General features: G+C 54.6%; 13 protein-coding genes. 4 read left to right on the top strand and 9 right to left on the bottom strand.

The window, feature by feature from the left end; all coding sequences use genetic code 11:
- Window positions 1–58: 58 nt before the first annotated feature.
- Window positions 59–1429: a DUF3300 domain-containing protein gene (locus HH216_RS09545; protein WP_169550610.1), complete on the bottom strand. Its 1371-nt coding sequence runs from the start codon at window positions 1427–1429 to the stop codon at window positions 59–61.
- Window positions 1430–1689: 260 nt separating this feature from the next.
- On the opposite strand from HH216_RS09545, the gene HH216_RS09550 reads away from it, so the two are divergent.
- Window positions 1690–3288, top strand: a complete 1599-nt coding sequence (locus HH216_RS09550) for a hydrolase (protein WP_254448756.1) — start codon at window positions 1690–1692, stop codon at window positions 3286–3288.
- A 256-nt stretch (window positions 3289–3544) separates the two neighbouring features.
- The gene (locus tag HH216_RS09555) at window positions 3545–4012 is read left to right on the top strand and encodes a CHRD domain-containing protein (RefSeq protein ID WP_169550612.1); all 468 of its coding nucleotides are present in this window, start codon (window positions 3545–3547) and stop codon (window positions 4010–4012) included.
- Between the two features lie 80 nt (window positions 4013–4092).
- Here HH216_RS09555 and HH216_RS09560 read toward each other — a convergent pair whose 3' ends face one another.
- A complete protein-coding gene (locus HH216_RS09560; protein WP_169550613.1) occupies window positions 4093–6036 on the bottom strand; it encodes a redoxin domain-containing protein in 1944 nt (647 codons plus the stop codon).
- A 453-nt stretch (window positions 6037–6489) separates the two neighbouring features.
- Here HH216_RS09560 and katG point away from each other — a divergent pair, with 453 nt between their 5' ends.
- A complete protein-coding gene (gene katG / locus HH216_RS09565) occupies window positions 6490–8784 on the top strand; it encodes a catalase/peroxidase HPI (protein ID WP_169550614.1) in 2295 nt (764 codons plus the stop codon).
- 231 nt (window positions 8785–9015) lie between these two features.
- The gene (locus HH216_RS09570; protein WP_169550615.1) at window positions 9016–10701 is read left to right on the top strand and encodes a tetratricopeptide repeat protein; all 1686 of its coding nucleotides are present in this window, start codon (window positions 9016–9018) and stop codon (window positions 10699–10701) included.
- Window positions 10702–10713: 12 nt separating this feature from the next.
- Here HH216_RS09570 and HH216_RS09575 read toward each other — a convergent pair whose 3' ends face one another.
- The 7 genes from HH216_RS09575 to HH216_RS09600 form a co-directional block, all read right to left on the bottom strand.
- Complete coding sequence (locus tag HH216_RS09575) at window positions 10714–13074, bottom strand: ABC transporter permease (protein ID WP_169550616.1); 2361 nt, start codon at window positions 13072–13074, stop codon at window positions 10714–10716.
- Between the two features lie 77 nt (window positions 13075–13151).
- Window positions 13152–14360: an ABC transporter permease gene (locus tag HH216_RS27045; protein WP_332871497.1), complete on the bottom strand. Its 1209-nt coding sequence runs from the start codon at window positions 14358–14360 to the stop codon at window positions 13152–13154.
- Between the two features lie 8 nt (window positions 14361–14368).
- Window positions 14369–15559 carry an ABC transporter permease gene (locus tag HH216_RS27050; RefSeq protein ID WP_332871498.1) on the bottom strand — a complete coding sequence of 397 codons (1191 nt, stop codon included), beginning with the start codon at window positions 15557–15559 and terminating at the stop codon, window positions 14369–14371.
- 49 nt (window positions 15560–15608) lie between these two features.
- Window positions 15609–17990 carry an ABC transporter permease gene (locus HH216_RS09585; protein ID WP_169550617.1) on the bottom strand — a complete coding sequence of 794 codons (2382 nt, stop codon included), beginning with the start codon at window positions 17988–17990 and terminating at the stop codon, window positions 15609–15611.
- 207 nt (window positions 17991–18197) lie between these two features.
- Window positions 18198–18890 carry a LytR/AlgR family response regulator transcription factor gene (locus HH216_RS09590; RefSeq protein ID WP_169550618.1) on the bottom strand — a complete coding sequence of 231 codons (693 nt, stop codon included), beginning with the start codon at window positions 18888–18890 and terminating at the stop codon, window positions 18198–18200.
- Window positions 18881–19126, bottom strand: a complete 246-nt coding sequence (locus HH216_RS09595; protein WP_169550619.1) for a hypothetical protein — start codon at window positions 19124–19126, stop codon at window positions 18881–18883. The genes HH216_RS09590 and HH216_RS09595 overlap by 10 nt, the downstream gene beginning before the upstream one ends.
- Before the next feature lie 115 nt (window positions 19127–19241).
- Entirely contained in the window at window positions 19242–20798 is a 1557-nt protein-coding gene (locus HH216_RS09600) for a sensor histidine kinase (protein ID WP_169550620.1), read from the bottom strand.
- Window positions 20799–20817 lie beyond the last annotated feature (19 nt).

A 20817-nucleotide genomic window follows, 5' to 3' on the forward strand; every position in this document is an offset into this window, starting at 1 on the left:
CAGAGAACGCTGAGACCAACAATCTCAGTGTTCTCTGTGCCTCTGTGTTTAAACTTATTTACCGCCCGCCCCGGCCTCCGCCGTGAAAACCACCGCCGAAGGAGCGCATACCGCCAAAGCTACTGCCCCCAAACGATCGGCCACCGAAGCCACCGCTGTAGGTACGTGCGCCACCAACGTTACCCATCGGAGCCGATACGCGGCCACCGATACTGCTCGGCGCACTGTATGTGCGGCCACCGGTACCGAGCCAGTTTGGTCGACCACCCATTATGCCGACAGTGGGCGTGAAAGCGCGGTGAGCAGCATACATAAACCCGGAGTTACTTGGCGACCAATACCGGTGATACCCGATGGTATTGGTGTAATACGTGTTGAACCGGTTGTACAGGTGCGGGTAGTAGCCGTAGCCCCGGTTGAAAAACCAGTTGGAAAAGCCGATGGACGGCAGACCAAACACAACCATGTTGCCACCCAGCCCGTAGTAAAAACCGGTGCCGTAGCCGAAGGCTGACGGATACCACAGCGGGGAGCCGTACCAGTAAGGATAGCCAAACCAGTACGAATACGGATTCTGATTATAAGCCGACGCACTGGTCCAGGCCGGGTTTGGGTTGATACCGTTGGTGCTGTACCCGTTGGCCCGTGCGTACTCCTGACCGGCCTGCTGCAACTCCTGCTGCGCCTGCGGGTCCTGATTCAGCTGACGCTGATAGTCGGCCAGTTCCTGCTGATTCTGCGCTTCCTGCTTATCGTGCAGCGTCGCCAGTTGCTGGGTTACACCGTCTGGGTCGGCCTGATACGACTGACCCAGCTGCGTCGTCTGATCGAGCTGAGTGGTCAGCAGCGAGAGCACATCGGGCAAGTTCATTAACTGACGAAAAGCAGCCTGCGTCTGTGCATCGAGCGGAGCCAGCAACGCAGCAAACGACTGATCGGCCTGTTGGTTGAGGTTATCGGCCTGTACCAGATCGGCGTTGTGATGGCGGTACAGTTTCCAGGCCGTTTCCTGCAAATCGGCGGGCAGCGTTTTCGTGACCGTCTGTACCGTAGCTCTGTCCGAACCGGCGGGTAAGGCTGCCAGCGTGTGCAACACATCGGGGAAGCGGGCCATGTCGTAAAACCAGCCTTGTTTAGTCTGGCTAAACGGCTGAATCAACGCGGTAAATGCCTGTTGTGTCTGGGTTTGCTGCCGGGCCAGCCGGTCGAGTACCTGCGGCTGTTGCGCGGCCAGCAGAACAGCCTGACGAACATCGTCGCGGTACGAGGCTACGGATGAAAGAAGTGTTTTCTGGTTGACGTCAGCTACGACGGGAGCGGGCTGATTGCCGGGCATGGTTTGCGCCAGCGTCGACAGCGGTTGGGCGAACAGGAGTCCCAGACCCAGCAGCATGGCGTTGGTCGTCGGGAAATTGTTGAACGCGTTCATGGGTTCGTTACGCTAAAAATGAATGAATCAGTGGGTCGACTCAGGCTGCGGGGAAGGGCTGTTGGCAGCGGATCTGCGTAGGAAAAGGCGATCAGTTATAGAACAGTGCAGGGCTGAAAAAGAGTGTTTTCTACGGGTTAATCGTTGGTTAAAACGATAAGGTAACAAAACAGTAATCTGTCGATGAGCCTGATCCGTAGTTAAATAAAGAATATTGCGCCGATCAATGCCATCCAGAAAATACGCTGATGATCCAACCAATGAATGTGAAAAAATGGGGCCTGATTGGCCTGTCGGCTGCGGCCCTGCTGGTGGGATGCCACTCGCTCAATGACCTGACGCCCGACGCCGGGCAACCCCTTACCACCGGTGCGGCCCGTGCTGCGGCTGTGTCGCTGTCGGAAGGGTTTGAAGTGGGTTCAAGCAGCCCCAAAACAGCCTACGACGTATCACCGACCGGTTCGGCCAGTGGCGATAACGTCACCCTGAATTCGGGTTCGTGGAATCTGTACGACGCCCTGATTGGCAACCTCAGTGGCGATCTGAAAGCCGGGTCGTGGTCGGGCCGGATTCGTAACACGGGTAAGATTACGATGCTGTTCGACGTAACGTCGGGCATCAGTACCGTCAGCCTCAAACACGGCACCTATAGTGGCGATGCCGCCAGTCAGTGGGGCCTGTTCTACTCGACAAATAGCGGCAGTAGCTGGACACAGTCGGGCGCAAGCGTGACGACAGGTTCGTCGATTCAGACACAGACGTTCACACTGAACGTATCGGGGTCGGTCCGGCTCGAAATTCGCAAACTGTCGGGCGGTTCGTCGCGCATCAACATCGACGACATCGTTATCAACGACAACAGCGGCACCAGCACCGGGGGCGGTGGTACGGTCGTGACGGGCAAGAAATTCCTGTTTGACGCCAGCCACTACGAAAACGCAGGCAGCGCCGACTGGCAAATCGACGCCGACGGCACCGAGAGCGTGCCCAGCTATCAGGGCGGCACAACGGTAGAAACCAAAGCCCAGCGTACCCCCACGCCCTCGTACACCGGCATTACGGCCAGCACATCGGAAACCTATTGGAAGGGCGGCATCTCGGCCTGGGCGGTTGAGCTGGTGAAAAAAGGCGAACTGGTGGAGTCGCTGCCCGTTGGCGCGTCGATCACCTACGGCAACACTGCCAACCCGCAGGATTTGGCCAACTATGACGTGTACGTGGTGGTAGAGCCGAACCGGTTGTTTTCATCTGCCGAAAAAACGGCGATCATGAATTTTGTCAACAACGGCGGTGGGCTGATGATGGTGGCTGATCACACGGCGGCTACAACGGCCGGGGCCGATGCCAATGGCTACAACCCCTCCGATCGCGATGGCGACGGTTATGATTCGCCCCGCGTTTGGAACGACCTGATGAGCAACAACGGCATCAACAATAGCAAGCCGTTCGGTTTCGTAGTCGATTACGTCGATATCAGCGAAAAACCCACGACGAAGGTATACACCGGTAGCAACGCCAGCGCGCAGAAAGTACTGAACGGCGCGGCTGGTACGGCGTCTAAACTGGCGTTTTACAACGGCACGACCGCAACGCTTTACGCATCGAACAACAGCAACGTGCAGGGCCTATTCTGGCGGAGTAGCAGCACACTCAACGGCTCGACCGGGGTGATGGCCCTACTCTCGACCTATGGTAGCGGCCGGGTCGTGTTTGTCGGTGATAGCTCGCCCGCCGACGACGGCACGGGCGATACTAACGACAACCTGTTCAACGGCTGGTCGGGCGATCAGCCGTCGGGCTACACCTCGCACCCCGCCCTGCATCTCAACGCATCGCTCTGGCTGGCGAAAGCGCAGTAAGTCGGGCTGCGTAAGCCGGGCTACGTGAGCCGGGCTGTTCCGGCGTAGTGTACAAAGCGGTCTTTAGGCACAGTACGGGGCCTGAAGACCGCTTTTATTTGCTGTTGGTCAGTGTGTTAAGTGCTTTTTGATAAGCTGTGTCAGATTACCTGATGCGTGTCGTTCGCTAAGAATGTTACTGTGAGCAGGGTAACTTCATGCGCAAACATGTTGATATGGGAATGTGTTTTATTCGTTCACTATCAATAGCACGTATATGATGACTAAACCAAAAATGCTGGCGACTGCCCTGATGCTCGTGGCGGCACCCCTGCTTATGACGTCGTGCAGTATGACCGGTAGCAGCTCGACCCCCGATGATCCAAACGATACGTTTGGCGCAAGCCTGAGTGGGTCGAACGAAGTACCGCCGGTGAGCACCAGCGCTACCGGGAATTACACGGCCAACTACAATCGGGTAACCAAGGTACTCAGCTATACCGTGACGTATCAGGGGCTGACGCCTACGATGGGGCATATTCACTCCGTAACAGCGACCAGTGCTGCGGGTAACAATGGTCCGGTTTCTATTGGCTTTGGCTCATTAACCAGCCCAATCGTCGGTCAGGCAACGCTTACCCAGGATCAGCAGGATGCCATGTATGGGAAACGGACGTATGCCAATCTGCATACGACGGCAAATCCTAACGGCGAAATTCGCGGTAACATCGTGCAGACCGACTAGGTCGTAGCAACGGGATTCATACCAACAGAAAAGGCCATCAGCACTGCGCTGATGGCCTTTTCTGTTAGCTGTTCGACGACTTATTCGCCCGTTTTAACGGCTGTGGCCGTCTGGGCAGGCATGTCGCGGAGGATGTCGACCATCTGACTAATCTCGTTGGCGGTTTTGTCAGAATCACCATTGTAGCCAATGCTCCTGAACCGGATTGTGCCGGTTTTATCGATGATAAACTTGGTTGGAATTCCCGACACTTTGTAGTTCGTAACGACGTCGTCGTTGTCGTCGAGTAGCACTTGGAACGAGTACTTTTTCTTCGCGATAAAGTCAGCCGCGTTTTTCTTCTTGTCGGTTTCGCTTTGCCAGGTGTTCACGAACAGAAAAGCTACGTCGGGCGACTGCGCGAATTTGGTAACTGCCTTCTGCATGCCCGGAAACGAGGCTACGCAGGGGCCGCACCAGGTAGCCCAGAAATCAACGACGACGACTTTTCCTTTCAGCGATTCCAGACTTACGGCCTTTCCGTCGAGATCGGTCAGCGCGAAGGCGGGGGCGGGTTTGCTGATGAGCTTGTCCAACAGGTCAGCTTTTGCCTTGGTCGACGCCGTTTTTTTCAGACCAGTAATCTCCGTGTCGTAGCTGGCGGCCCCCTTCTGTTTGGTGTAGGCTGTTTTAAAGAATTCCTCCAGCTTGTCGTTGCTGTTTCCTTCTTTGATCGTTTTCTGTCCCAGCGCAATCAGGTCGGCATCGGCACCCGCCTTGGCCAACGCCTGCGCGTACCGCTCGTTTATTTCCGGTTCGCTGTAGTTGTTGGCGGTTACGGCCTCTTTCAGGTACGGTAAGGCTTCGGCGGTGTTGCCCTGTTTGAGCAGAATATAGCCGTAGGTATCGGCAAACTGGGCGTACGTAGTCTTACGCTGTTCGTTGAGCTGAGCGTCGGTCTGACTTTTGGCATCACCATCGCTACGGGGCTTGCCAATCTGTGCTTTTGCCCAGTCAGTAGCCTGCTTCGACAGCCTTGCCGACATGACCAGATTCGTGTCTTTCCCGACATTGTCCCACGCGACCGAATTGTAAGCCTGCATGATCGAAGCGGTATGCAGGGGCGTGTCGGCTAGTTTCCCGGCTTTGTCCAGTTCACCAGCGCTGATGTAAGCTCGGGCCAGATTTCCCGTCAGCATGCCGTCGAAACTGGGCAACTGTTTTGAATCGGCGAAGCGCGTCCGGATGCTGTCGAGAATCCGTTTTTTGGTCGCTACATCGTTGGTGGCACCGAATCGGCGGTAGGCCATATACAGCGCATCACCGGCATTCGGGTCCTTTTGCGCGCGTAGCTTGCTGTACTTTTCCGACGCTTCTTTCTTGCCAATTGTCTCGTACGTACCGGCCAGTACGCTAAGTTCTTCGGTTGTCAGGTTCGGTTGTTTTGCCAGTTCGTCGGCTTCCGCTTCCATCGCCAGTTTGTCGGCCGGCACCCGTCGGCTGAACGTCCAGATGTAGGGGCGGATAAATTTGCGTTTCATGGCCGGGTTCGTTTTGAACTCGTCCTGAAAGAACGTTCTGGCGCGGTCTTTATCGGAATCTAATCTGGCCAGAAAAGATTGCCCGCCAAACCAGTCGCCCAGGGTGGCCCGGCTACCGGGAAGGATGGTACCACTTTTGTAGAGGTACGATGCATAGCCTTTTTCCTCGTTGGTGTCGGTGTGGTTGTCGCCATTGGTAAGGTTAAACGCCAGTGCCAGCGCGTTGGCTGGTACGGTAAACGACCCTTTCCAGCTTCCGCCGTCTTTGGTAAGCGGAACCGCAATAGCGGTCGCCCCGTCGTCTTCGCCACTGAGGGCAAAGGCGGTCGCGTTAACGGTCGGTTCCGTCGCCAGTTTCGTGCTTTTAGGGTCGTAGGTGATGCTGACCTGCTGGCCGGGTTCGGGCTGAGCCGGTGTTAGTTTCAGGGCGCGGGAATCGAGTTGGGCGACGGCGGGTGGCAGCACGAGCAGGACCAGCGCCATCAGATAGATAAGGGTTCGCATAGACAAAGAGAGTTGATTGAACAAGGAATGCTGATTAGCTACAAAGTAGCTTGTTATCAACACATTGTCACTGTGAATGTGGATAAATTTTACAAACGGAGTCAGTTACCGTCATAGTCTTCACAAAGAGTGAGGAAGTCGTACGCGGCTATCTGGCTAACCCGGTATGACCAGAGCGGATACGATTGTCACGAATGATCGTTTTGCTGCTGAAACCCCTGCTGTGTGCTCCGGGAACCGAGTTGGTGTCAGGCCGTGATTTCATGGCCCGATGAGTCTACGCGATACTATCCGGTACAGTCGACGCTGCGTATAAGGAATATAGATAATGTAGATGAAATGATAAAACAAATCGATTTGATATATATGTATTTTACCAGTAAACTTGTCTCGTAAAACAACGCGAGCGAGCAGGCATGTATCGTCTCACGCAACAATTACCATTCTGCTTTCATGGAAAACTATTCAGGTGACATTAGCAAATGTCCGGTTTATGGTGGTGCACAGACCAACGGCTCTACCGGCAAAATCAGCGTTGCTGGTAACGGCACGCAAAACCAGGACTGGTGGCCTAATCAGTTAAAAGTTAATCTGCTTCGCCAGAATTCAGCGGGCTCGAACCCGATGGGCGAGTCGTTTGATTATGCTGCGGAGTTCAAGACCCTCGATCTGGACGCTTTAAAGCAGGATCTGCACGCGCTGATGACCGATTCGCAGGATTGGTGGCCCGCTGACTACGGTCACTACGGTCCGCTGTTCGTTCGGATGGCCTGGCACAGTGCTGGTACGTACCGCATCGGCGATGGCCGGGGTGGTTCGGGTGCTGGTCAGCAGCGGTTTGCTCCGCTCAACAGCTGGCCCGACAACGTCAGCCTCGACAAAGCACGCCGGCTGCTGTGGCCGATCAAGCAGAAGTACGGTCGCAAGATTTCCTGGGCCGACCTGTTTATTCTGACCGGTAACGTCGCGCTGGAGTCGATGGGCTTCAAAACCTTCGGCTTTGCCGGTGGTCGTGAAGACGTTTGGGAGCCAGAACTGGACGTGTACTGGGGTTCGGAAGACAAGTGGCTGGGCAGCAACATGCGCTATGGCCGTGGCTCGGAAGGTGTTGATGAAGATCATGGCGTACTGGTGTCAGACGAAGATCCGAACGGCAAAATCCACGAGCGTAACCTGGAGCAACCCCTCGCGGCTGCCAACATGGGTCTGATCTATGTGAACCCGGAAGGACCAGACGGTAACCCCGATCCGCTGGCGGCTGCTCACGACATTCGCCAGACATTTGGCCGGATGGCGATGAACGACGAAGAAACGGTAGCGTTGATCGCTGGCGGACACAGCTTCGGCAAAACGCACGGTGCAGGTCCATCAGAACACGTTGGTGAAGATCCGGAAGCAGCTGATCTGGAGTCGCAGGGCTTCGGCTGGGCCAACTCGTTCGGAACCGGCAAAGGTGCCGACACGATCACGAGCGGTCTGGAAGTGATCTGGACGACCACGCCGACGCAGTGGAGCAACAACTACTTCGAGAACCTGTTCCAGTACGAGTGGGAACTGACCAAAAGCCCCGGCGGTGCCCATCAGTGGGTAGCCAAAGGTGCCGAGAACACCATCCCCGACGCGTATGACGCAACGAAGAGCCACCGACCTACGATGCTGACGACCGATTTGTCGTTGCGGGTTGATCCGGCCTACGAGAAAATCTCGCGTCGTTTCTACGAAAACCCGGATGAGCTTGCCGATGCGTTCGCCCGTGCCTGGTTCAAACTGACGCACCGCGATATGGGCCCCATCGCCCGTTACCTCGGTCCCGATGTACCGCAGGAAGAACTGATCTGGCAGGACCCAATTCCAGCCGTAAACCACGAACTGGTCGATGACAGCGATGTCGCTGGTCTGAAAGCTAACATCCTGGCGTCGGGTCTGAGCGTTTCTGAGCTGGTATCTACTGCCTGGGCGTCGGCGTCGACGTTCCGGGGTAGCGACAAGCGGGGTGGTGCCAACGGTGCCCGTATCCGCCTAGCTCCGCAGAAAGATTGGGAAGCCAACAACCCGACCCAACTGGCGAAGGTGCTGGGTACGCTGGAAAGCATTCAGGAAGAATTCAACAGCACACAGAGCGGTGGCAAGAAAGTATCGCTGGCCGACCTGATTGTACTGGCGGGTGGTGCTGGTGTTGAGAAAGCGGCTAAAGCGGCTGGTTTCGAGGTGACGGTTCCGTTTACCCCCGGCCGGATGGATGCTTCTGCCGAGCAGACCGACGCTGAGTCGTTTGACGTGCTGGAGCCGATCGCCGATGGTTTCCGTAACTACCTAAAGAAAAAATACACCGTATCGACCGAGTCACTGCTGATTGACAAAGCGCAGCTGCTGACACTGACGGCTCCCGAACTGACGGTGCTGGTTGGTGGTATGCGTGCGCTGAACGCCAACTTCGACGGCTCGAAGCTCGGTATCCTGACCGACCGGCCCGAAGTGCTGACCAACGACTTCTTCGTGAATCTGCTCGACATGAACACAAGCTGGAAAGCTACGGCCGACCACAAAGAAGTGTTTGAAGGGCGCGACCGGAAGACGGGTGAGCAGAAGTGGACGGGTACCCGTGCCGACCTCGTGTTCGGTTCGAACTCGGAACTGCGTGTGCTTGCCGAAGTATACGGTAGCTCGGATGCCAACGAGAAATTCGTGACCGATTTCGTGGCTGCCTGGAGCAAAGTAATGATGCTGGATCGCTTCGAGCTGGCTTAGTTTTTTTAATGTGGATAGAAGGATATAAGGCCGGCCCGGTTGGGCTGGCCTTGTTTTTTTATGGCTTGCCCGATGGTCGTTCCTGCATGTTCAGGTTTTCTTTGTCGCCCGTCACGATCAGGTCGAGCCGGGCCGATTTGTTCACTCCGCAAACGTTTCACCGGGTTCATCAACGCCGGTTTTGTCTTATTTTTAGGCAGTTTACGTTCACACCGAATTAATCGCGCTTACATGGCCTACCAACTGGCTACCCTACCTCAGCTTGTCAATCTGATTGGCGAAAAATTTGATAACTCCAACGTGCCGCGTTGTTGCCTGCTGATTGGCGCGGGTTGTTCATTCAATTCCCAGATTCCGTTGGGTGGCGGTCTGGTTGATCTGCTGAAGATGGAATCGTTTCGGCAGCAACACATCATTGACAAGATTACTTGGCCTCTGGACAGGGCCAATGACTACAAAAAGCAGTTCGACACCTACGTTGATGCCAACCAGCTAGGGTCTAAGTACGATGCGTTTTGCGGGCAGCATCAGGATCAACTACGGCAACAAATTAATGCGCTTTCCGACACCATCAGAACGAGCAAACTACCGTTGCCGCTTCAGCAGCAGAGCCCCGAGGAACAGGGGAAGTTTTTCGAGGGCAAAAGAGACGATTTTTACCGGGATGCGCAGTACGAGTACTGGTTCAGGCAGTACAGCGAAAATGCCAGCGACCGGCAACGGTTTGTTGAGCGCGTTATTGATGGCAAAGACACCGGATACGGCTATGTAACGCTGGCGCAGCTAATTAACGAAGGCTACGTACGGAACGTGTTTACCACCAATTTTGACGACCTGCTGCACGATGCCCTGATGCTGTTTTTTAATGAACGGGTTAAGGTTTACGCCCACTCTGACCTGAGCGATTTGCTGAACCTGCGCGACAAAAAACCAAATATCGTTAAGCTACACGGCGATTTTCGTTATCAGGACATGCGAAATACAACGTTTGAAATTGATGAAACTCGTAACCGCTTGTCTGAAAAGCTGGCCGATGCCCTGGCCGAAACGCCCTGTTTCAACCTCGTGGTGATGGGCTATGGCGGGGCCGATGTGTCGATTATGAATCAGCTGCTGGAAGCCAAGCGTCGTACGCCACACAGTCCGTTCCGGCTCATCTGGACCGACCGTAAACCGGTTGACCAACTGCACTGGCGTGTTCGCGATCTGCTCGACACCACCCGTAATAATTTTTTTCTTCAACTTGAGAGTTTCGACCTGCTAATGCTCCAGTTGCACGAGGCACTCCAGCTCAAACCGGTGCAGATTGTGGAGAAAGCCCAAGAACGGCAACGGGAAATTAACGCCTACTACGGCCTGATGCAAAAGCAGGTTGACGAAGCCGCTCTGCCGGCCGAAGAGAAAGACGAACTGACTAAATCGCTGGAAGCATCTTCACTGTTTAATCAGGCTTATAACAGCAGCGATTTCCAAGAAAAATGCCGTTTGTACGAGCAGGCTGTGCAGTTAAAACCTGATTTTGCCAATGCGCTCGGCAACTGGGGTGCTGCCCTAAGTAAGTTAGGGCAGTACGAGCTAGCCATCGAGAAGTATAAAAAGGCCCTTGCCCTTAAACCTGATTATGCATACGCACTCGTTAACTGGGGCGTTGCCCTGAGTGCTTCAGGGCAGTACGAGCCGGCCATTGAGAAGTACAAACAGGTTCTTGACCTCAAACCTGATTTTGCAGCTGCATGGTTTAATTTGGCCTGTGTATATGCGTTACAGGGGAAGATTGATGAAACAATCCAGGCACTCGACACATGGCGTATGGTAAACAAAAGCGCAAGTCCCGAGGAAGTGGTAGCTGACACAGACTTTGATGGTATTCGTGCCGATCCAGCTTTTCATGTCTATATGCGTGATTGGACCGCGTAAATCCGCTCGGCTTTATTCACTCCTGAGCGATTTGACAGGATTGACGAGCGCGGCTTTGATGCTTTGGTAGCTGATAGTCAGAAAGGCAATGCCCAGAGCTAGTAGGCTGACGAGGGCGAAGACGCGCCAGTCGATGGTAATTTTGTAGGTATACGTCTGCAACCAATTGTCCATCGTATACCAGGCCAGTGGGCTGGCGATCAGAATAGCCAGTGCAACGAGTTTCAGAAAATCTTTCGATAGCAGACTCACCAGACTGCTGACACTCGCGCCTAGCACCTTGCGGATACCAATCTCTTTGGTTCGACGTTCCGCCGAGAAAGCGACGAGTCCGAACAGGCCCAGGCAGGCAATCAGAATACCGGCAGCCGTGAACACATTCAGCACGTTGGCCAACCGCTGTTCCGTCTGAAAGAGACGGTTAAACGCATCGTCGAGGAAGTAGTGATCGAATGGAGAGTCCGGTGCGTGTTTCTGAACGATTTGGCCAATAGCCTTGACTTGCTGTTGCAGGTCGACGCCTTTTCGGAAGCGGACGTACAATGTACCGTTGTAGTCCGCAAAGCCCCGGCTGGTGTCGGGGCCAACCATCAGCAATGTCGGTTGAATTGGGTCTTTGACCGAGCTCATGTGGAAGTCTTCGACCACCCCGCGCACCTCTTGCTGTCTATCGTTAATAGTTAATACCTGCCCCAGTGGGTTCCTGGCGATACCCAGCTCCTTTGCCGCTGTTTCATTGATAAACAACTGGCCGGCCACTGCGTCCTGTGGCGGATTTTTCCAGCGTAACCTGAGCGTCGGTACGAAAGAACTGTCGACGCTCAGGCCAGCTAGTGTAATAGGCTTTTGAATTTTAGCCGTCTTAACCGACCAGACGTTGAAGCCACCGCTGTAAAATGCCATTGCGCTGGTCGCAATTCGTTCGACTCCGCTTTGCGCTAGTATGTCCTGCCGGAAACTGCTGTAGTGGTTGCCCAGCGATTTACTCAGCGAGATGCCCATCACCTGATCGACATTCAAGCCTAAATCTTTGGTCTGCATATACCGGAGTTGCTGTTGGGCAACGACTGTGCAAAAGATCAGCGTGATCGACACGACGAACTGAAAGACGACCAATACTTGCCGAACCGATAGGTTACCGGGCAGGTTGATTCGCCCTTTCATGGTATCGATCGGAGCAAAGCGGGACAGCACAAACGCCGGATAGCTGCCCGACACCAGAATGCTCATTAGCAGAATACCCGCAAGTGTCAGTAGCGAAAAGGAACTGACCGAAAAGGCCTGATCTATTTTGGCGTCGATCAGGCTAAGAAACGGGTCTTTGAGCAGAAGCATCAAACCAACGCCCAGGCAAAACGATAGCGTGCTGACGAAAGCCGATTCGACAAAAAACTGGCCGATGAGCGTACGTTGATTGCCTCCCAGCACTTTGCGCATACTGACTTCTTTAGCCCGTGCTGTAGCGCGTGCCGTTGTCAGATTCATGTAGTTGATGAGCGCCAGTAACAAAACGCTGATACCGATCCAGAGAAAGGTTTGGACGTAGCTACCGACCATTGAGTTTGTGACAAATCCACCGATGTGCATGTCGGTTAGTGGGTCGATAATGGCCGTTACTTTCACTTTCGGCTCGTCGGAAAGCTTGACGTGCTTATTAAGGAATGATGCGAACTGCTGACTAGTAATTTGCGGGCTTAGCCGGAAATATGTCTCGCCTTCGGGCGCCGTTTCCCAGCGCCAGGCGGGGGCAAGCTGCTTGAAGCTGCTGGTCGAAATCAGCATTGGAAACGTGAACGCCGTGTTCGACGGTAAATCCTCCAAGACACCGGATACCGTGAGCCGATGCGTGTTGTTGAATACTACCGTTTTGCCCATCGGATCAGCTTGACCGAAGAATTTACGGGCTAGTGATGCTGTCAGAATAACTGAGCTAGGTTGCGAGAGGGCAATTCGGCCATTGCCCTGTTTCATCGGAAATGCGAAAAAGTCGAAGAATGAGGAATCGGCGTAGTGAATGTCTTTGACGAAAAACTGCTGATTCTGGTAACGAATAATGTCTTTCCCCTGCCAGTCGCTGGAGATCAACCGGGTCATTTGCTCCACCTGCGGCACCTGACGTTTGATCCGATCACTCACCGCAAACGATACGGCTATCGAGTTGAGCTGCATTCCGTCGCGTTTCTGCTCGATTGTCATGTGAACTGTCTGCTGCGCCTTTGGGTGAAAGCGGTCGTAGTTGTACTCGTGTATGACGTATAGCAGCATCAGCATGCTGATGGCCATGCCCAACGCCAGGCCACCGATGTTCAGAGCGGAGTATAATTTGTTACGCCACAGGTTTCGTAAGGCAAGTTGGAAATAGCTTCGAAGCATACGAGCAGTTAGTTATATGTATTCGAGTTAGGATAGAACTATAGTGATGGCCATCTGAAAATAGATCTGATAGCTGATTACTCGCTTCTTAGACTCTTCACCGGGTTGACCAGCGCGGCCCGGATACTCTGAAAACTTACTGTCAGCAGGGCGATGCTGACGGCCAGCAAGCCCGCCAGCGCAAACACCCACCACGAGATATCGATGCGGTAAGCGAAGTCGGAAAGCCAGCGATTCATGGCATAGTACGCGAGTGGCGACGCGATGACGATGGCGATCAAAACCAGCTTGAGGAAGTCTTTGGAGAGCAGGGCGACAATACTCGTTACGGATGCCCCCAGCACTTTCCGCACACCAATTTCTTTGGTACGCTGCTCGGTCGTAAACGTTGCGAGGCCGAACAGGCCCAGGCAGGCGATGAAAATAGCCAGGGCCGCCCCGGCGGTAAATACCTGCCCGTACTGCTGTTCGCTCCGGTACTGCCGGTTGTAGTTTTCGTCGGCAAAGTAAAACTCGAACGGATTGCCCGGATAAGCGGCTTTGTAGAGTTGCTCCAGTGTGGCCAGTTTATCCTGTACCTGATCGGTGGTCAGCTGAACCGTTAGGTCACTGACCGACCGGCGCGGCAGGAAGACGACGGGTTCAATGGCTCGTTGCAGTCCCTGATGGTGGTAATCGCTTAGTACGCCGACGATCTCAAACGGCTGCCCCCAGTTGATGTGCTGTCCCACGGCCTTCTCTGCCGACGCAAAGCCCAACTGCCGCGCGCCCGTTTCGTTGACCATTACCTTGGCGCTTTTCTCGTAGCCCGACTCGGCTTCCTGCACCGTAAAATTCCGGCCTGCCGCCAGTTTAATTTCGTAGGTGTTTATAAACCGATCATCAACGATTCCCATTGAATAGGTCTGCTTATCGTCGCCGGGTCGGGGGTTTTGCCTGGTAATGCCGTTGGCGGTGAAATTGTAGAAGTTGCCCGGTATGATACTCGTCTGACAGAAGCTTTTCACGTACGGGAGTCGGCTGAGTTCGTCGCTGAGAACCGCCGTGCCGGCCTTGAACGAACCATTCTGTGCTACCTGTGGCCCTTTGATGACGAGCCGCTGTGTCAGCCGCACACCAAGGTCCTTGTTTTGCATGTACTGAAGCTGCCGGTGCAGAACCAGCGTGGCAATGACCAGCGCTACCGATGCACTGAACTGCGCCACAACCAGGGTTTTACGCAGCCAGCCGCCGTTGCCACCCCGATAGGTGCCTTTCAGCGTTTGAATGGGCTGGAAGGATGTCATCGTAAAGGCTACATACCCCCCGACGCGACAGCACCGGCCAGCACCAGACCCAGCCCCGCCAGCCAGAAGCCGCCGGTGTTGAGTACGCCAAGTGACAGCTTTTTCTGGATGAATTCGTTGAACGCTGGTTGCAGCATACCAACCAGCAGTAGCGCCAGCCCAACGCCTAACCCGTTCAGCAGCAGCGACTCACCCAGAAACTGTCCGGCAAGCTGACCCGGTCCGGCACCGATAACCTTTCGCACGCCTACTTCTTTTGCCCGTTTCAGGGCCCCCGCCGTCGACAGGTTGATGTAATTAAACCAGGCGATCAGCAGAATAAGCCCGGCAATACCGCTGAGCAAATACACGAAACCCAGACTGCCGCTGGTCTGGTAAACATCGCTCAACGACGTTGCCAGGTGCAGCGTGGTGGCGGGCTGTAGCAAAAACCGGTTTTCGCCAGTCGGGTTGATCTGTTTGGCAACGTCGTTGATTTTGCCCTCTAGTGCTTTAAAATCGGTTGGCTTGCCCGGCGGTGTGGCTTCGGTTAACTGGAGAAACGTTGTCAGGTAGGTACCGTAAAAACTATCTAGTCTGGCCCAGTCGTTGCCGCCCAGATTGGCCGGATTATTCAGCGTTTGCAGCGAAAACACGCCGTCGAACGACAGGTCCGAATTGGGGGGCATGTCGGCGTAAACGGCGGTAACGGTGTAGAGCGTTTTGCCAAACTGATTATTCAGCGTCAGCACCTGCCCGATTGGATTCCGGTTGCCGAAGTACATCCGGGCACGAGACTGCGACAGGGCAACCGTATTGGGCTGGGAAAGTGCCGAAGCAGCGGTCCCGCTTACCAGTGGAAAGGTGAACAGTGAGAAGAAGCTGGCGTCAGCGTAGGCCAGTTTGTCCTCCCGGAACGACTGTAACGACCGACCACCGGGAAAGCTGACGATACCGTTGGCGGAGTGTTCGGCGATGCGGCAGAAACTGCGCACTTCCGGGAATTTCTCCTTAGCAATTGGTCCGATGGGGGGCGACATATCTGACCACACATCGCCCGCCTGATTTTGCGTGAGCAGCCGGTAAAGGGTGGGCAGATTCTTATGGAACTGATTGTAGCTGCGCTCGTAGGCAACGTACTCCAGAATCAGCACGAAAGCAGCCATACCTAGTGCCAGCCCCGCGATATTGATAAACGAGAAGACCCGATTTTTACGCAACGTGCGCAGCGCGATTTTGAGGTAGTTTCGGAATATGGTGGTGTTGGATTTATTCGGAACGAAGCGATTTAACTGGATTGACCAGCGCGGCCCGGATACTTTGAAAACTCACCGTGAGTAAAGCGATGCCCGTAGTCAGTAGACCAGCCAGTGCGAATAGCCACCAGGCCAGGTCAATCTTGTAGGCAAAGTTTTGAAGCCACCGATGCATGGCGTACCAGGCGAGGGGCGACGCGATAATGACGGCGATCAGGACCAGCTTGAGAAAATCGCGGGACAGCAGCCCGACAATGCTGGCGACTGACGCGCCCAGTACTTTCCGAACGCCAATCTCCTTGGTACGCTGTTCGGCCGCAAAGGCTACCAACCCGAACAGCCCCAGGCAGGCGATGAATACAGCCAGTACCGTAAACGTCAATAGCACGTCGCCCTGCTTCTGCTCCGCCTGATACTGCTTCGAGAAATTTTCGTCCAGAAAGTGAAAATCGAGCGTGGCCGTGGGGGAAAACGTTCGGTAAACGGTCTGGATGTACGCCAGAGCTGCCGATACGTTGCCCGCGCGAATACGAACGTACAGATTGTCTTTGTCGGAGGCTGTGGGCATTTGCAACACCAGTGGCTCGACTTTATGCTGTAGCGAATAGGTGTGAAAGTCCTTGACCACGCCAACGATGCGGGCTTCGGCGGTGTGGTTGGCCTGATCGATGACGTAGCGGACCCGTTTGCCAACCGGCCGAGGGCCAAGCTGCCGGGCCAGCGTCTGATTGATCAGCACGGCGTTCGATGCGTCGCTTTTAAAGGACTCGGAAAAATTACGGCCGCTCACCAGACCGATTTCCAGCGTCGTCAGATAGTCCGGGTCGACGAGAAATTTCTGAACCAGCTGCGCATTGGCCCCAAACGCACCCTGTTGCTCGAAAAACATACCCGAGCCGCCGATATTATTGTTGCCGATCGGATTGCTGGCCGCAGCAGCGCTTTCGATCAGCGGGTTGCGGAGCAGGGCTTCTTTGAGCGCGTCGACGCGTTGCCGGACGGCTTCGTCGTCGATGTGAAAGGTAAGTACCTGTTCTTTGTTGAACCCTAAATCTGCCTGTCTGACAAACTGCATCTGCCGGTACACAATCCCGGAGCAGGCGATGAGCGCCACCGTGGCGACGAACTGAAACACAACCAGCGCCTGCCGGAGCCTAACCGGTTGTTGGTGGGTACTCTGCTGACCACGTAGGGCCGGTACGGGGCGAAAGCCCGACATCCGCAGGGCGGGATAGAGGCCGCTCAGCGTACCAATGAGCACCGAAAACAAAACAACCGTTAGCATAATGTCAGCCCAGTTGCCGAGCGACAACGCTTTATCGGCGAGCCGGTTGAAGTACGGTAACGCCATAACGACCAGACTGGCGCTAACCAGCCCCGCCAGTAGCGTCATAAGCAGCGATTCGGTCAGGAACTGCCCGATCAGTTGCAGCCGAAAGGAGCCGACCGCTTTCCGAACACCGACTTCGCGTGTCCGTTTGAGGGCGCGAACCGTGTTCAGGTTGATATAATTGATGCAGGCAATCAGCAAAATCAGCGCAGCTACAGCGGCAAAAATAGAAACCGTACGAGCGTTGCCATTTGCACTGATTTCGTAGTCCAGATGCGAGTGCAGGTGAATCGACGACAGGGGTTGTAGCTCCAGTCGATACGTTACGTCGCCCATCTCTTTTTTCAGGTATTTGGAAAAGAAGCCGCCCAGTTTTGCCGAAAGGCTTTCGGGTTCACTGCCCTTGGCCAGCAACAGATACGTGAATAGTTCGGCCTGTTGCCACCCACTGGTGTAGTTGTCGGGCAAGGAACGCAAGGCGCCGAATTGTAGGTGCGAATTAGTCGGTACGTCCTCGATGACGCCGGTTACGGTATTCGGAAAATGATTACTAAACTCAATGACTTTACCGACTGCGTTGCTGGCAGTGCCGAACAGTTTTTCGGCTACGCTTTTCGTCAGCACGATACGCTGCGGACCGCGGAGGGCTGTGTGCGGATCGCCGTACAGAAAGGGAAACGTGAACACATCGAACACCGTCGGGTCGGTGAAGAAGATGGCGGGGACGTCCAGTTTTTTGTCGCCAACCGTAATTAAGCCACCGCCTTCCTGGTTAAAGCGAACCGTCTTTTCAACCTCCGGGTAGTCTTGTTTCAGGGCTTCCGCGAAGGGGGCTGGCGTGGCCGCGATGTTGAGGTTTCCGCCCTGCCACTGCGCGTGTTGTACTACCCGGACAATGCGGTCGGCGTTGGCGTGAAAGCGGTCATAACTTCGCTCGTTGACCACGTACAAAACCATGAGCCAGACAGCCGCCATACCGACGCCCAGCCCGACTATGTTGAGACCACTGAAAAGCTTGTTTTTCCAGAGTGCCCGGACTGCGATTTTAAGGTGATTTCGGAACATAATCGGTCAAGTGATTAGGAACGACGAAGAGACTCAGATTGCACAGCTCTAAAGTCGTACCAAATACATAACCGACTGATAGTCAACGAAAAATACCGAAACGTGTATGCCGTTTGTCCGCAAACGGACGAATTGCGTTCACTTGTGGACAGGGGTAATCGGCAGTAAAGAACCGACGGGATATTGGTTTTTGCCGGATTGGGTGGGTCAGCGCAGATTGAGGCTGGCTCGTATGTCAGTCAGCGTATGCTCGTACGACGCGCCAATGGGAATGGTGTAACCGGCAACGCTCACTTCCTGACGTGCTATTTTGTCAATCTTGCGGACGGCGACGGCGTATGACCGATGCACCCGTAAAAACAGACTGGGCGGCAGTAGCTGCAAGGCGTCGGCCATGGTTTGCCGACTAAGGAGCCGCCGGTTTGGCAGCACATACGACAGGTAGTTGCCGTCGGCTTCGAGGTACAGAATGTCATCCACCCAAACTTTCTCTTCTTCATAGCCCGTTTTGACGAAAATAAACGGGGCTTCGTCCGAACGGGCTGTCTGACTATCGAGTGCTTTTGTACAGGCTTTCAGGAAACGCGCCAGTGAAAACGGCTTCAGCAGGTAATCGACCGCGTCGAGTTCAAAACCCTGTACGGCGTAATCGGAGTATGCCGTCGTGAAGATCACCATCGGATTCCGGGGCAGGCACTTCACCACCTCAACCCCCGAAATATCGGGCATCTTTATATCCAGAAAAACCAGGTCGACGCGGTGCGTTTGCAGATACGTAATGGCCTCGAAGGCGTCGGTAAACGTAGCGTCCAGTTGCAGGAAAGAGACCTTGGCAGCATGCAGCCGGATTACTTCCAGTGCCTGCGGTTCGTCGTCGATAGCAATAGCAGTCAGGGCCATGCGCGGTTAGGGTTGCTTCGTCCAGCGATCTTCCCCAACGTCACCAGACCAGAAAGGGTGCCGTTGGCGTCGACTTCAACGGTAACTGATGCGTCGTTCGTCTGTAGCATAAAACGGATTCGCGGCTGGGCATTGACGGGTGGTATTGGACTGGCTGATATAAAACCTGATGCCAGTTGAGCGACCGTGACGGGAATCAGCCAGAGTAATAGCAGGGTAAGATAAACGAATTTCATGGGAAGGATAAGTTAAGTGACTGTATGAGTTTGGGTTTCGCTGGAACGGCTCTATTTGGTAGCGTTGGGTATCAGCGACCGACTTTCAGGTACGTGCCGGTCCGACAGGTTCAGCTTACCAGTATACCAGCGTCAGTGAGACGAAATAGTCCTGTTCTGACTGCTGAATGTCGAGCGTGTGCCGGCCCGGATAAATCAGCTCCAGCCGCTTGCGAACATTGTCCAGCCCGACGCCTGACTGTTCTCGTTCGGGGTCGGTCGATTCGGCCGGGCGGGGGTGGCGCGAGTTGTGAACTTTGAAATACAGCTTGGTTGCGTCCAGCGTGAGCGTGATAAAAATCCAGGAGGGGTTCCGCAAGCTGATGCCGTGCTTAAACGCGTTTTCGACGAACGGCGTCAGTAGCATGGGAGCGAGGTAGATCTCACGGTTAGGCTGCTGAATGTTCACCCGAATTTCGATGGGGTGGGTTTCGTCGACGCGCATTCGCTGAATGTCGATGTAGTTGTGCAGGTACTCGACTTCCTTGTCGAGCGGTATACGGTCGCGATTATTTTCCTGGAGCATAAACCGCATCATATCGCCCAGCTTCTGAATGCCGTCGGCGGTTTTTTCGCTGTTTTCCTTGAGCGCCGTTGCGTACAGACTATTCAGCGCATTGAACAGAAAGTGTGGGTTGATCTGCGCGCGGAGGCTAGACAGTTCGGCCGACTTGGCAGATATCTGCGTTTGAAGGACTAGTTTCTCGCGGTTCAGCACCCGGCGTCCGTAGGCAATCGCAGCCGAACAAAGCACGACGATGGCGCTGAACGTAATAATCGGGTCGAGGGCGTGGTAATAAAACTGGGTGCCAGCCTCCCAGATAACGGTCGTTGCAGCAAGGACCGCCAGCAGAAAGACGCCTAGTGTGTAGGGCGAAACTGTCCTGAGATCAGCCGATTTGCTGAGTATGGTTCTGTAAATGAACGACTGGAAAAAATGAACCTGAATGCCCAGTCCCAAAATCTGCAAAATATCGCGGAACGTACCCTGCCATAAGGTGGGAGGCAGGTGTAGATCCATCGCGAAAAACACCAGTAAGACAGTGATACCACTGATCAACAGATACCCGACGACGCGAAGAACAGGTAACGACTCCTGCTGGGTTTTGTCGGACAAGTACGCGTAGTAGCCCCGGATGATCTCGTACGTAGCCAGCAGAATCCCCAGCCCGATGGCATCGGCCAGCACGGTTCGTTTCCGGTAGAGCGAATAAGCCTGAAGCCCGTAAATGTCTCCCGTCTCAAGTTGTTTGTACCGGACGTGCAGCTTCAGGTAGTGGTACACAAACGCACTCGACAGCAGCAGCACGATCGTCAGCCCGACGTACAGCCAGCCTGTACGGCTCCCCATTTCTTCCGACAGACGCGGATACGCTAGGTAGTGAAATGCAGCCCAGGCACCCAGAAACAGGCCGACGCCCAGAATCAGGGGGATATTGTTGTTCAACGTGTGATCGTAATTGCCCAGATCCGGCCAATAGGTACCAGCCGAAATGCCGTTGCCACTGGCTGAAAGGCCAATCATCCCATTTAACTGATTGACCTCGGCGATCAGTCGACGGACGACGTAAACAGTGGCCAGGCCGATCAGAAATAACGGTTCTACGTATCGTGTGCGTGAATGGTCCTGCATGGCTGTTGCTCGATTTTTG

The sequence above is a fragment of the Spirosoma rhododendri genome (assembly GCF_012849055.1).
In the GTDB taxonomy this organism is placed as follows: domain Bacteria; phylum Bacteroidota; class Bacteroidia; order Cytophagales; family Spirosomataceae; genus Spirosoma; species Spirosoma rhododendri.